Genomic DNA, 11650 nt, shown 5'->3' with positions numbered 1-11650 from the left:
AAAGGGTCGGATGAGGGGGCTGCACGGCACGCCCTTCAACGTCCTTCCTGCCGGCATCGCCCGCCACAAAACAAAAACGCCACCTCCCGCATCCGGAAGGTGGCGTTTCCAACTGTCAGTTCAGTTCTATCAGGCCGTGGCTTCGACGACGCGAATGGCCTTGGCGCGTTCCAGGGCTTCCTTGCGGACAGCATCCTGCACCTTTTCAAAGGCGCGGACCTCGATCTGGCGGACGCGTTCGCGGCTGATGTCGAACTCGGCCGAGAGATCCTCCAGCGTCACCGGATCCTCGGCAAGGCGGCGGGCTTCGAAGATGCGGCGCTCGCGTTCGTTCAGAACACTCATCGCTTTCGCCAGCATGCGCCGGCGGGTTTCGAGCTCATCCTGTTCGATCAGCACATCTTCCTGGCTGTCGTGGTCGTCCACAAGCCAATCCTGCCATTGACCACTGTCGCCTTCGGCCGCCTTGATCGGCGCGTTCAGCGAAGCGTCGCCGGAGAGACGGCGGTTCATCGAGATGACCTCCTCCTCCGAGACGTTCAGCTTGGTGGCGATTTCCGAGACGTGCTCCGGCTTCAGGTCGCCGTCGTCGATCGCCTGGATGCGGCCCTTCAGCCGGCGCAGGTTGAAGAACAGGCGCTTCTGGTTGGCCGTCGTGCCCATTTTCACCAGCGACCACGACCGCAGGATATATTCCTGGATCGAGGCCTTGATCCACCACATGGCGTAGGTGGCGAGGCGGAAGCCGCGTTCGGGATCGAATTTCTTGACGGCCTGCATCAGACCGACGTTGCCTTCGGAGACGACTTCGCCGATCGGCAGGCCGTAGCCGCGATAGCCCATCGCGATCTTCGCGACGAGGCGAAGATGGCTGGTGACGAGCTTATGGGCAGCGTCGCGGTCGCCATGCTCGGCATAACGCTTCGCCAGCATATATTCCTGCTGCGGCTCCAGCATGGGGAATTTGCGGATTTCGTCGAGATAACGGTTGAGACCGGCTTCGCCGGCGGTAATGGACGGCAAGGTATTTCGGGCCATATTGCACCCTCCTAAAGTGAATTCCGGTTCCCGATGGAAACGCGCCCCCGCGTTAAAAGGCGAACCGGGACGTGCGGCTTTTGTTCCAAGCCCGCACTAACTCTATATACAGATAAGTATGGCGAAACGGCGGTTCAAGGTGCTGCTCACGCAGGTGTGAGGCGGCGAGAGCGGTATCCCGGATCGCCTTTATCGTCGCAAAGCTTCGACCAGTTTCATCATATCGTCCGGCAGCGGCACTTCGAAATGCATGAGTTCGCCGGTGCGGGGATGCTCGAATTGCAGCATGAAGGCATGCAGTGCCTGACGGCCGAAACCGTTGACGATCTTGCGGATTTCTTCGGGCAGAAGATTGGCCTTGGTCCTGAAGCCGGCGCCATAAACGGTGTCGCCAACGAGCGGATGACCGATATGGGCCATGTGCACGCGGATCTGATGGGTGCGACCGGTCTCCAAGTGGCACTCGACCAGCGAAGCGAGCGCGGTCGCGTCAGGGTTTTGCTGGAAGCGCTCGATTACTTCGTAGTGGGTGATCGCCGCGTCCGCATCCTGGCTGTCGGGCCGCTTGACTGCCCGGCGGGTGCGGTCGCCGGTGGCGCGGCCGAGAGGCGCATCGATTGTTCCCGACAGAGTGCGGGGACGGCCCCAGACGACTGCCCGATAGGCCCGCTCCAGCGGCATGGTGCGGCCGTGGTCGGCAAATTGAAGCGAGAGGTGGCGATGGGCGACGTCGTTCTTGGCGACGACCATGACGCCTGTCGTGTCCTTGTCGAGACGATGGACAATGCCGGGACGGCGCACGCCGCCGATGCCCGAGAGCGTATCGCCGCAATGATGGATCAGCGCGTTGACCAGCGTTCCTGTCCAGTTGCCAGAGCCGGGATGGACGACCAGCCCCGCCGGTTTCGATATGACGATAAGGTCATCGTCCTCATGCAGGATGTCGAGCGGGATATCTTCGCCCTTTGGGGTCGGGTCTTCCGGCTCGGGCAGGGTGATCTCGAAACTGTCGCCGACGCGCACCTTGCGCTGCGGATCGGTAACCTGCTCGCCTCGTAAAGAAACCAGCCCCTCCTTGATCAGCGCCTTGATGCGGCTACGGGAAAAATCCTCACCAACCTGCGCCGTCAGCCAGGCGTCGAGCCGGCCTTCGGCGGTTTCATCGGCGGTCAGGACTTTTCTAATGCCGGCTGCTTGTTTAAAGGGGTCGCTCAAGACGCTTCTTCTCCGACGTATTTTTAGAACGGAACGCACAGATGACAGCAATCGAGCCAGACGACCAGGAAGAGAAGCCCCTTGATCCGGCGATGGAAAGTGTCCGGCGCAAGATGGTCCGCCTGCAGATTGTTTCCGGCGCCATCATGTTCGTCAGCCTTATGGCGGTCTTCGGCGCCGTTGTCTACAAGACGATGCGCGAGCCCAAGGAGACCGCGTCCACTGCCGCAGCCTCCGGCGTGCCTGCGGATGCACCGCTTGCGGCGAGCCTCTCCCTGCCTCTCGGGTTCAAGGTGCAGTCCACCTCGTTTTCGGCGGGACAGATGCTGTTCTATGGAGAAACGGTTGAAGGCACGAGGAAGGCGCTGGTATTCGATCTGAGGACCGGCCGCACGGTCGCCGACGTCACCGTCGGGGGAAATTGAGGCGGGATGGTCGCCCCGATCGTCATCGACAGCGCCAACGATCCACGCATCGCCGAGTTTCGCGATATAAGAGAGCGTGACCTGACGGGCCGGGAAAGCCGCTTTATCGCCGAAGGCACTGTCGTGCTGCGCATGCTCGCCGAGGCGCATGCGACACGTCGCGGCTTCTCGGCCGAGAAAATCCTGCTGCTGCGCAATCGCGTCGACGGCCTGCAAGCCATCCTGGAACGGTTTCCGGCTAGTGTGCCGGTTTATGTCGCCGAGGCCGAAGTGCTCGATGGTGTCGTCGGCTTTCATCTGCATCGCGGCGTTCTCGCCCTTGGAAAGCGAGAGGACCGCGGCGAGGCGGCACTTCTCGACGCATTGCCGGAACGGGCGCTGGTGCTGGTCGGCTGCGGCATTTCCAACCACGACAATGCCGGCTCGATGTTTCGCAATGCTGCTGCCTTCCGGGCAGATGCCGTGTTGCTCGACGAAACCTGCTGCGATCCGCTCTATCGCAAGGCGTTACGTGTGTCGGTCGGCTCGGTGCTTAGCGTTCCGCACTGGCGCGGCGGCAAGGCGCTGGACCTGCTCCTGACGCTTGCCCAACGGGGCTTTGCCATCTGGACGCTTTCGCCGCACGGAAAGACCGACATCCGCGCCATTCCCGCTGCGGCACGCATGGCGCTCGTCATCGGCACCGAAGGGGAGGGCTTGCCGGAGGCGCTGCTGGCGCGTTTTCAGAGCGCGCGCATTCCCCAATCGGACGAGCTCGATAGTCTCAACGCGGCAACTGCGACAGGGATCGCATTGTTTTCCATGGCCTCCGCCATGGGGCGGCTATGAGCTTTAACGCAGCGGATTGGCGATGATGGCGGCCGCCCTGTCTGCAAGACTGACGCGATCGCTCGGATTTTTGTTGCCGGCATCCGGCAGTAGCGCGCGGATCGGCGACGAAGGGCCTTCGTTGAGTGCGGTCAGCGCCACCATGTTGGCGGCGATCGAGGCAATCTCCTCGCGGATCGCGCCATCGCGTCCGGTGACGGACTTTGCCTTCTGCAAGCGTTCGGCAAGGGCGGCGCTGCGCTTGCGGACATCCTCACCTATCTCAGCCGTCACAGCGGCCATGTCGAGCACGGATGCGGTCGTGTCTTCGACTGTCAGTTCCGTCGGTAGTTCTGCCGCTATCTTGGCCAGGCCGGCGTCGCGCAGGATCCGGTTGATCTTGCGGATCTCGGCATTGGCGGCTTTCAACTGCTCCTTCAACTTGGCGATCTCCTGCTGACGGCGGGCGAGCTGCGTTTCCTTCTCGGAGGCGGAAGCACTTTCGCGCGCAGCCTTGTCCTCCAGGCGGATCACCAAATGCTGCTGCTGCGTCAGTTTCTGCTCGACATCCCTAGCCCGCTTCTGCAGCAAGTTGACGTCCTGGCGCAAGGTGTCGCGTTCGTCGCGCAACGCGTTGGCGCGGAATTTCAGGCTTTCCGCTTCGGTCTCACGCGCGGCGAGATCGATTCTCAGCCCGTCGGCCTGTTCGCTGAGTTTGCTCAGCCGCGTCCGCATTGCCGTCAGTTCGGCCTCCTTGTTGGCGGCGGATTGTTCGGCAATATGCAGATTGGTCTTCAGTTGGCTGATATAGCTCTCATCCTTACGCAGGTGCGAGCGCTGCTCGGCCGCCTCGACGTGCATCTCGCCGATCTGGGCCTGCAATTCGCCAATCTCGGCGGCGAGCCTGCCGGCATCGACGGCGAGCGCATCGTGGCGCAGCTGGAGAGACAGGGATTTCTCGCGCTCACGCAGAAGGTCCTGGGTGGTGCGGGCATTTTCGGCGGCATGAAGCGCGCGCACCATATCCTTCTGGGCGCGAACCTCCTGCGGGCTCAGGGGCATTGTCGCCTTCAGGCGGTTCTCGGTATACCAGACAATGCGGCGGTGAACGGCCGGCGAAACCAGAAAGACGAGGAAGGCCGCGGTCAGGAAGCCCAATCCGAACAAGAGAGCGTATTCGATCACGGCGCGGCCATCGGTTCGACAGTTAATGCGGGGTCAGCCGCGATGATTAAAGAGGCATGGCACGCATGGCAAGGCCGCCGACGCCGGCGGCGGCCGATTCCTGCCGCTTTACGGCCTCAGAAGGGGTTCCAGGTCGGCGCTTGGGTGATCTTGAGATAACCCACATTGACCCCGAGGCGGGCGCCGACGCCGGTGCGGATCGGCACAACCAGCACGTCATTGTTTTTCAGCACCGTCATGCCGAAGCCGGCGATCACATAGGCCGAACCGCTGACGCCGCCGAAGCGGGCATAGATGCCGTCGATGGAGGGCAGGTCGTAGACCAGCATCATGACGCGCGAACCCTGGCCGCCGTAATCGATGCCGAGAGACGGGCCCTGCCAGTAGAGCGGATGCTCGCCGGCATTCTTGGTGTTGAGTTGGCCCTCGCCGTAGGTGAGACCGGCGATGAAGGCGCCGCCGCCTTCCTGCCCGAGAATATAACCGTTCGGCAGGCCGTATTTCTGGAAGGCGCTCTCGACCACCTTGGCAAGGCCGCCACTGGCTGAGCCGAAGAAGGAGTGGCCGGTATCGATGATTTCCTGCATCGTATACTGCCCGTTGTTCTGGGCGGCGGCCGGCGCGGCAATCATCAGCGAGGAGAAGACGAGGGCCGAAAGCAACCTGCAGAAGCCAATGAATCGGTGCGGAAATCGAGGGCGCATGATGTCATCCGTTCGTCGTTTGGCTGGAGCGGGCACCCGCTCGCGTCGATTGCTGCATTTTGCGCCGATGATCTTAACAATCGGTTTACCAAATATGGTGTCATTATGGCACCGAATACGATCGCAAACTTGGCGCAATTTTGATGAAGCACATTTGCGGGCGCGATGAGATTGCCGCCTTTCAGGAGACGATGATGTCCAAGAACCCGAACCTCACCTTGTCCGGCCCGGATCTGGCCGCGCTTCTCTGCAGCCGCGTTTGCCACGACGTCATCTCGCCCGTCGGCGCGATCAACAACGGCCTGGAACTCTTGGATGAAGGCGGAGCTGATTCCGATGCAATGGATCTGATCCGCACCAGTGCGCTCAACGCCTCGGTCCGTTTGAAATTCGCGCGCCTCGCCTTCGGCGCCTCCGGTTCCGTCGGCGCCTCGATCGATACCGGCGAGGCCGAGCGGGCCGCGAAGGATTTTGCACTCGCCGAGAAGAAGACCGAGGTGATCTGGAATGGACCGCGTGCCATCGTCGCCAAGAACCGCGTCAAGCTGCTGCTCAACCTCTTCCTCGTCGCCTACTCGGCGATTCCACGCGGCGGGGTGCTCGAGGTAACGCTCGAAAATCCCGAATTCGACGCCAAGTTCACGCTGACGGCGAAAGGCAAGCTGATGCGTCTGCCGCCGAAATTCGTCGAGATATCGACGGGCACGATCGAGGAAGCGATCGACGCCCATTCGATCCAGCCGTACTACGCCGTGCTTCTGGCCGAGGAGTGCGGAATGACGCTTGACCACAGCGCAAGCCCGGACGAACTGGTGTTTACGGCGACGGTTGCTGCGGTCTGATTTTCGGGTGCAGCAGCAATGCTCTCGCCCGTCTGGTAACGATTCCTTAGCCTGATGGACCTATTCTCTTAGGTTGTGGAAGACCCCTCGTTACGACGAATGCGGGGAAAGGAGTAGTCATGCAAAGGTTCATGATCACCGATAATTCGGATATTGTCCGTAAGGTCGGCAAGCGCATTCTCTCCGAACTCGACTTTCTCGTCAGCGAGGCCTCCAATGCCGCCGAGGCGCTGCAGCGCTGCCAGACAGAGTTGCCGGAATACCTGATCGTCGATTCCGGCATGGAAGGTGCGCTCGATCTCATCGCGGCCATCCGCGCCATGGACGGCGGCAAAGAGGTCAAGATCTATTACTGCGTTATCGAGGCGGATCTAAAGAAGCTGATGGCGGGTAAACGAGCCGGCGCCACCGATTTCCTGCTGAAGCCGTTCGATCGTAAGATCCTAACCGCGGTTTTCGGAAACCGCGCGATTGCTGCCTGACAGCAGCTTTCTTCCCGGCCGCATCGGCCGTCCCTGAGCATAGTGCCGAAAGCGCCGCCGGGCTCCGGCTGACGCTGCGCTTTTCCTTGACCGGGATATCAGCGTATTCGACCAGATCAAGCGGGCTCCCCCTAATGCGACGGCAGCGCCGGCGGTACAAACGAAAAATCCCGCCGAAAGGGCGGGATTTCATCATCCGATAAGGGGGATCGGAAGATCAAGCGGTTTCCGCATATTCCGTGCCATCCGGCTCGCGAAGAACGTAACCACGGCCCCAAACGGTTTCGATGTAGTTGGCGCCGCCGGCGGCGTTGGCGAGCTTCTTGCGCAGCTTGCAGATGAAGACGTCGATGATCTTCAGTTCCGGCTCGTCCATACCGCCGTAAAGGTGGTTCAGGAACATTTCCTTGGTGAGCGTGGTGCCCTTGCGAAGCGACAGCAGCTCCAGCATCTGATATTCCTTGCCCGTCAGGTGGACGCGCTGGCCTCCGACTTCGACGGTCTTGGCGTCAAGATTGACGATCAACTCGCCGGTCATGATGACCGACTGGGCGTGACCCTTGGAGCGGCGAACGATAGCGTGGATGCGGGCGACCAGTTCGTCCTTGTGGAACGGCTTGGTCATGTAGTCGTCGGCGCCGAAGCCGAGGCCGCGAACCTTGTCCTCGATGCCTGCCATGCCCGACAGAATGAGGATCGGTGTCTTGACCTTGGAAAGCCGGAGAGTGCGGAGCACTTCATATCCGGACATGTCGGGCAGGTTCAGATCGAGAAGGATGATGTCGTAATCATACAGCTTGCCCAGATCGACGCCTTCTTCACCGAGATCGGTGGTGTAAACATTAAAACTCTCTGATTTGAGCATCAATTCGATGCTCTGCGCCGTAGCGCTGTCATCCTCGATGAGAAGTACCCGCATAATTATCCCCTTTACCGCCGCCGAAAGGTGGTCTGGCCCCCAACACGCTACCCGAACAAGCTACGTGATTTGGAAGCTGCCACGAAATGGTTAACAAATTCTAATTCACTCTGGCAAGGAGTATCGAATTTATTAAATAATTTTTCCATTTCTCTGTTTTCCAATAGGAATCTCAAAAAGGCGTTCCTCAACTTTAACATTAGGAAACAGCGCTAAGTGATTCATCCGACTCGCCAATGAAAAGGTTCGAACTTCATGCCGTGGCATTTACCGACCCTTAAATCATCGGGCCTATCATTAACGATGCCCGTAAACGAAAGGTTACCAGCGGTAGGTTTTTGTTAATATCGCAGGAAATTTTTTAGCAAACCGTGTCAAAGCGGCGCGCAGGGCGGTTTTCAAGTTGAGCCGGGGTCTCGCATCACGGGAGTAATGCGTATGAAGTCGCGAGAAAGTCTCGTTCGCCTGAAAGAGTTTCAGGTGAACGAAAAACGACGTCAATTGCAGCAATTGCAGATGATGATGTCCGAATTCGAACGGATGACGAAGGATCTGGAGAGCCAGATCGTCGTCGAGGAAAAGAAGTCCGGTATATCCGACCCGAATCACTTTGCTTATCCGACCTTCGCCAAGGCCGCGCGTCAGCGGGCCGACAACCTGCAGGTTTCAATCAAGGAACTGAAGATGCAGGAAGAGGCGCTGGAATTGGCGCTTGAGGAGATGCAGGCGGAATTTGCAAGGGCGACGGCGCTGGAAGAACGTGACAGCGGCGCCCGCGCCGCCAGGGCCTAAGAGAAAATGCGGGCGCCGGCGTCGGCGCCCCGGGAATCGCCGGAGAGAAGCCATGTATGATGGGCGTGCCGTCCGTCATACATGGCTTTTGGTGTTTCCCTTGTTTTGCGTCCGCACGCCGCCGCTCCACGCGACGACCGCTTCAAGCGTCGCGAATCAGTTCACGACATCTTGCCATTCCGGATGACGTTGTGCCTGCGCCTTGAAGAACGGGCAGAGCGGAATGATCTTCCAACCGCCGGCGCGGGCCGCTTCCACCGCGTGAAGCGCCAATGCCTGGCCGACACCCTTGCCACGTAAAGCGTCGGGAACGGCCGTGTGATCGATGATGACGAGCTTGGGCGACGCACGTGAATAGGTTATCTCCGCCTCGTGCCCCTCGACATCCACGGCATAACGGCCGCCGGATGCGCCTTCCTCATTTCGGATATCCATCGTCTTTCCTCGTACACAGATATTTATCGCAGCCGACGGTGACACGGCGGCGCGGTCGTGCCAAGCGGGTGGAACAGTTCCTCAGGGAGACGCAGTGTTCATGAAAAATGTCGGACCGGCGCGAGGTCTTTGGCAATGAGCGCGCTTTCGATCGTCCGCCCTGCTCTTCTCGTAGCAGCGCCGTTCCTCCTGGCGCTCGGTCTGATCTTGCCGCTGGTCCGTTTCGAGACGCTGTACTTCTTCGATCAGACTCCGTCGCTCATCGAAGTCGTCGTCTCGCTCTGGCAAGGCGGAGATGGGCTGCTGGCGCTGATCGTCGCGCTGGTCTCGATCGTGCTTCCGTTTCTGAAGATGATCGGGATTGCGGCGGAAGCGACGGCTGCCGGCAGCGGGGCCGGGAGCCTCTTCTATCGTCGCGTCGTGCCGCATCTGTCCAAGTGGTCAATGATGGACGTGCTGCTGGTCGCGATCGTCATTGCTGCGGCGAAGACAACGGGGTTGGCGGATGCCTTCACGCAGCCCGGCCTCTGGTGCTACGCGGCCTCGTCAATGATTTCGGGCCTTCTTCATTCCCTGATGGGAGATGCGTCCGGCCCGAAATAAGTGGCGACGAATGGCGCGTGATCAGTGGCGATACTGCTGGATGCGGGTGGTGCGCAGCCCGGCGAGGCCGTGGCTGTTGATCGACGACTGCCAGGAAAGGAATTCTTCGACCGTGAGCGTGTAACGCTCGCAGGCCTCTTCCAAGCTCAACAGGCCACCGCGAACAGCCGCGACAACCTCTGCCTTGCGGCGGATTACCCAGCGCCGCGTATTGGGCGGCGGAAGGTCCGCGATGGTCAGGGGGCTGCCATCGGGGCCGATGACATATTTCACTCGGGGACGTATCATTTCGGTCATTGGACTCTCTACACAACGCAAGACCACGAGCGCCACTCTAGCCTGCCACATTTAAAAATTGCCTAAGCCCAACGTAAGACTTTGATAACAAATTTAGGTGCCGGAGTGGCCGGTGAACGAGCTAAAAAAAATCCTGCCGGCTCTCACGAGCACGTCGATCTCTTCCATGGCATCAGACCGGTGACGCCGATGAAGAGTACGGTTCCGCCGATCTTCTGCGAGGATGGATCGATTGCGGGCGGTGCTGCCGATCAGGAAAATTGCCGCCTCGACGCGCTGTTCCAGGTGTCCTGCCTGAACATCCCTTCGCATTGCACGACACTGACCGGAACGAATACATTTTCGCTACTCGGGCAGCGATGTCGGCACGGGAGTACTCTGTGGGAATGCGCTATGGCTGCGTGAGATTCTGGACCGCCTCTCACGCAACAGCAATCCGGAAGATGGCTTGCCGGAAACGTCTAGCCGGCGCCAGTCGAAGAGCTGCGTTGTCGGCGAAACGCACGAGCAGCGATGATATTGCGATCATTCTCGATCTCTCGTCGCACGCGGTCGATGGTTATCTGAAGAGCGCGATGTCCAAGCCATATACGGTCAACCGCACGCAGGAGATCGCCAGAACGGCACCGGCCGCCCTGAGGCAGCCGGCCCTTTCTCATAAAAAGCTTAGAAGCCTTTTCCGCCGGTCAGTTCGGATACGACGGTCCCGGCGATGATGCGCATATCCATCAAAATCGAGAAATTCCCGACATAATAAAGATCACAAGCGATGCGGGCGCGCGCCTTGGCGGGACGATCCGTCGGACCGCGCAGGCCACGCATCTGGGCAAGACCGGTCATGCCGGGGCGCATCGCATGGCGCTGATGATATTCGGGTACGAGCTCTTCATAGAGCATGCCGCCGGCGCGCATGCCGATTGCATGGCAGCGAGGACCGACGACCGACATGTCGCCCAACAGCACGTTCAACAACTGCGGCAACTCATCGATATTCGTGCGGCGCAGAATAGCGCCGATGCGGGTGATGCGCGGGTCGTTCTTCACCGTCTGGGCAACGCCCGAGACATCGCAAAGATCGGTGCGCATGGAACGGAACTTGTAGACCTTGATGGCCTTGCAGTTCTTACCCCAGCGGGTCTGCTTGAACAGCACCGGTCCTGGGCTGTCGAGCTTGATCAGCAGGGCTATGAGGAGAAGGAAAGGAGCGAGGACGAGGAGGGCGCTCAACGACGAAACTATGTCGAACGCCCGCTTCAGGGCGAGGTCCATCCACGGCGCCTGGGAGGCATCGCTGTGGATAACAGGGGTCTGAATCTTCAAGCTCGGCTGCTGGCGGCGGCTCGGCCGGAAGGAATCAGTTGAAATGGTGTTGTTTAATTCCGTGATGCTCAAGGATCGTACTCTGTTGTCTTCGAGGGGCGCGGCGGCAATAGGCGATCAATGGTTTGCCCTGTGACCAGGGCTGCACTCAGGTGTTGGTAACCCTACTAAAACGGAAAAATGCGACAATTGTGTAATGGTGTCCAGAGAAATATCGCATCGCAACAAATCTTTCGCACCTGCGTTAAGTTGAGGCAAGCTCATGATATTTCGTTAAGAATTACAATTTCGTCAAGGTTTCTAGGCCTTTGGCCATGGCTTCCATAGGGCTGTCCTCGTGTTGTTTCGACACGCGACCGACGGTTGGCTGACGGCATTTTTAACGAATTCCGACGTGAATTTTTTTGCCGGATATGTTCGGCCGTTCTCAAACTGTGTCAGAATATGACAAAATCAAGGCCGAATCGACGAGCTCCAAACTGTGAGCGATGGAGAGTTAAGCCGGCCCGGAATCACGCGACCGCCCCGGCCAAATCACTTCCCAGTTGGTGCGAGGGTGTGCTGTGCGACTCGAACGCGATAGGGA

Annotated in this window: 14 protein-coding genes; 6 read left to right on the top strand and 8 right to left on the bottom strand. The window is 59.6% G+C overall.

Annotation, left to right across the window (positions count from 1 at the left end):
* Positions 1-129 precede the first annotated feature (129 nt).
* Both rpoH and CO660_RS23235 read right to left on the bottom strand, forming a co-directional pair.
* Positions 130-1038: an RNA polymerase sigma factor RpoH gene (rpoH, locus tag CO660_RS23240; RefSeq protein WP_085779205.1), complete on the bottom strand. Its 909-nt coding sequence runs from the start codon at positions 1036-1038 to the stop codon at positions 130-132.
* A 189-nt stretch (positions 1039-1227) separates the two neighbouring features.
* Positions 1228-2253: an RluA family pseudouridine synthase gene (locus tag CO660_RS23235; RefSeq protein WP_097600680.1), complete on the bottom strand. Its 1026-nt coding sequence runs from the start codon at positions 2251-2253 to the stop codon at positions 1228-1230.
* Between the two features lie 41 nt (positions 2254-2294).
* On the opposite strand from CO660_RS23235, the gene CO660_RS23230 reads away from it, so the two are divergent.
* The gene (locus CO660_RS23230) at positions 2295-2678 is read left to right on the top strand and encodes a hypothetical protein (protein WP_085779203.1); all 384 of its coding nucleotides are present in this window, start codon (positions 2295-2297) and stop codon (positions 2676-2678) included.
* A 6-nt stretch (positions 2679-2684) separates the two neighbouring features.
* Positions 2685-3506, top strand: coding sequence for an RNA methyltransferase (locus CO660_RS23225; protein ID WP_097600679.1), 822 nt, complete (start codon positions 2685-2687; stop codon positions 3504-3506).
* Between the two features lie 3 nt (positions 3507-3509).
* On the opposite strand, the gene CO660_RS23220 is transcribed toward CO660_RS23225, so the two are convergent.
* Positions 3510-4670, bottom strand: a complete 1161-nt coding sequence (locus CO660_RS23220; protein WP_097600678.1) for a hypothetical protein — start codon at positions 4668-4670, stop codon at positions 3510-3512.
* Positions 4671-4786: 116 nt separating this feature from the next.
* Positions 4787-5374, bottom strand: coding sequence for an EipA family protein (locus CO660_RS23215; RefSeq protein WP_085779200.1), 588 nt, complete (start codon positions 5372-5374; stop codon positions 4787-4789).
* 194 nt (positions 5375-5568) lie between these two features.
* Here CO660_RS23215 and CO660_RS23210 point away from each other — a divergent pair, with 194 nt between their 5' ends.
* Entirely contained in the window at positions 5569-6216 is a 648-nt protein-coding gene (locus CO660_RS23210) for a histidine phosphotransferase family protein (RefSeq protein WP_085780171.1), read from the top strand.
* Positions 6217-6335: 119 nt separating this feature from the next.
* On the top strand, positions 6336-6698 hold the full coding sequence (locus tag CO660_RS23205; RefSeq protein WP_011426567.1) for a response regulator: 363 nt from the start codon (positions 6336-6338) through the stop codon (positions 6696-6698).
* Between the two features lie 217 nt (positions 6699-6915).
* On the opposite strand, the gene ctrA is transcribed toward CO660_RS23205, so the two are convergent.
* A complete protein-coding gene (ctrA, locus tag CO660_RS23200; protein ID WP_007533606.1) occupies positions 6916-7617 on the bottom strand; it encodes a cell cycle two-component system response regulator CtrA in 702 nt (233 codons plus the stop codon).
* A gap of 438 nt (positions 7618-8055) precedes the next feature.
* On the opposite strand from ctrA, the gene CO660_RS23195 reads away from it, so the two are divergent.
* Positions 8056-8409 carry a flagellar export protein FliJ gene (locus tag CO660_RS23195; protein ID WP_085779199.1) on the top strand — a complete coding sequence of 118 codons (354 nt, stop codon included), beginning with the start codon at positions 8056-8058 and terminating at the stop codon, positions 8407-8409.
* A 156-nt stretch (positions 8410-8565) separates the two neighbouring features.
* On the opposite strand, the gene CO660_RS23190 is transcribed toward CO660_RS23195, so the two are convergent.
* Positions 8566-8844 carry a GNAT family N-acetyltransferase gene (locus CO660_RS23190; RefSeq protein ID WP_097600677.1) on the bottom strand — a complete coding sequence of 93 codons (279 nt, stop codon included), beginning with the start codon at positions 8842-8844 and terminating at the stop codon, positions 8566-8568.
* 135 nt (positions 8845-8979) lie between these two features.
* Between CO660_RS23190 and CO660_RS23185 the strand changes: the two genes are divergently transcribed.
* Positions 8980-9447, top strand: coding sequence for a paraquat-inducible protein A (locus tag CO660_RS23185; RefSeq protein WP_097600676.1), 468 nt, complete (start codon positions 8980-8982; stop codon positions 9445-9447).
* Between the two features lie 21 nt (positions 9448-9468).
* Here CO660_RS23185 and CO660_RS23180 read toward each other — a convergent pair whose 3' ends face one another.
* Both CO660_RS23180 and CO660_RS23170 read right to left on the bottom strand, forming a co-directional pair.
* A complete protein-coding gene (locus tag CO660_RS23180) occupies positions 9469-9744 on the bottom strand; it encodes a DUF1153 domain-containing protein (protein WP_007533628.1) in 276 nt (91 codons plus the stop codon).
* A gap of 666 nt (positions 9745-10410) precedes the next feature.
* Positions 10411-11136 carry a sugar transferase gene (locus tag CO660_RS23170; RefSeq protein ID WP_085779195.1) on the bottom strand — a complete coding sequence of 242 codons (726 nt, stop codon included), beginning with the start codon at positions 11134-11136 and terminating at the stop codon, positions 10411-10413.
* Positions 11137-11650 lie beyond the last annotated feature (514 nt).

The sequence above is a fragment of the Rhizobium sp. L9 genome (assembly GCF_002531885.1).
Lineage (GTDB): Bacteria > Pseudomonadota > Alphaproteobacteria > Rhizobiales > Rhizobiaceae > Rhizobium.
Note: the sequence above shows the minus strand (reverse complement) of the source record. Positions and strands in the feature narration are given on the sequence as shown.

Excerpts from the sequence above, each read along its gene's own strand:
- rpoH (WP_085779205.1), bottom strand. The coding sequence starts at position 1,038 with ATGGCCCGAAATACCTTGCCGTCCATTACCGCCGGCGAAGCCGGTCTC.
- CO660_RS23230 (WP_085779203.1), top strand. The coding sequence starts at position 2,295 with ATGACAGCAATCGAGCCAGACGACCAGGAAGAGAAGCCCCTTGATCCG.
- CO660_RS23225 (WP_097600679.1), top strand. The coding sequence starts at position 2,685 with ATGGTCGCCCCGATCGTCATCGACAGCGCCAACGATCCACGCATCGCC.
- CO660_RS23215 (WP_085779200.1), bottom strand. The coding sequence starts at position 5,374 with ATGCGCCCTCGATTTCCGCACCGATTCATTGGCTTCTGCAGGTTGCTT.
- CO660_RS23210 (WP_085780171.1), top strand. The coding sequence starts at position 5,569 with ATGTCCAAGAACCCGAACCTCACCTTGTCCGGCCCGGATCTGGCCGCG.
- CO660_RS23205 (WP_011426567.1), top strand. The coding sequence starts at position 6,336 with ATGCAAAGGTTCATGATCACCGATAATTCGGATATTGTCCGTAAGGTC.
- ctrA (WP_007533606.1), bottom strand. The coding sequence starts at position 7,617 with ATGCGGGTACTTCTCATCGAGGATGACAGCGCTACGGCGCAGAGCATC.
- CO660_RS23195 (WP_085779199.1), top strand. The coding sequence starts at position 8,056 with ATGAAGTCGCGAGAAAGTCTCGTTCGCCTGAAAGAGTTTCAGGTGAAC.
- CO660_RS23190 (WP_097600677.1), bottom strand. The coding sequence starts at position 8,844 with ATGGATATCCGAAATGAGGAAGGCGCATCCGGCGGCCGTTATGCCGTG.
- CO660_RS23185 (WP_097600676.1), top strand. The coding sequence starts at position 8,980 with ATGAGCGCGCTTTCGATCGTCCGCCCTGCTCTTCTCGTAGCAGCGCCG.
- CO660_RS23180 (WP_007533628.1), bottom strand. The coding sequence starts at position 9,744 with ATGACCGAAATGATACGTCCCCGAGTGAAATATGTCATCGGCCCCGAT.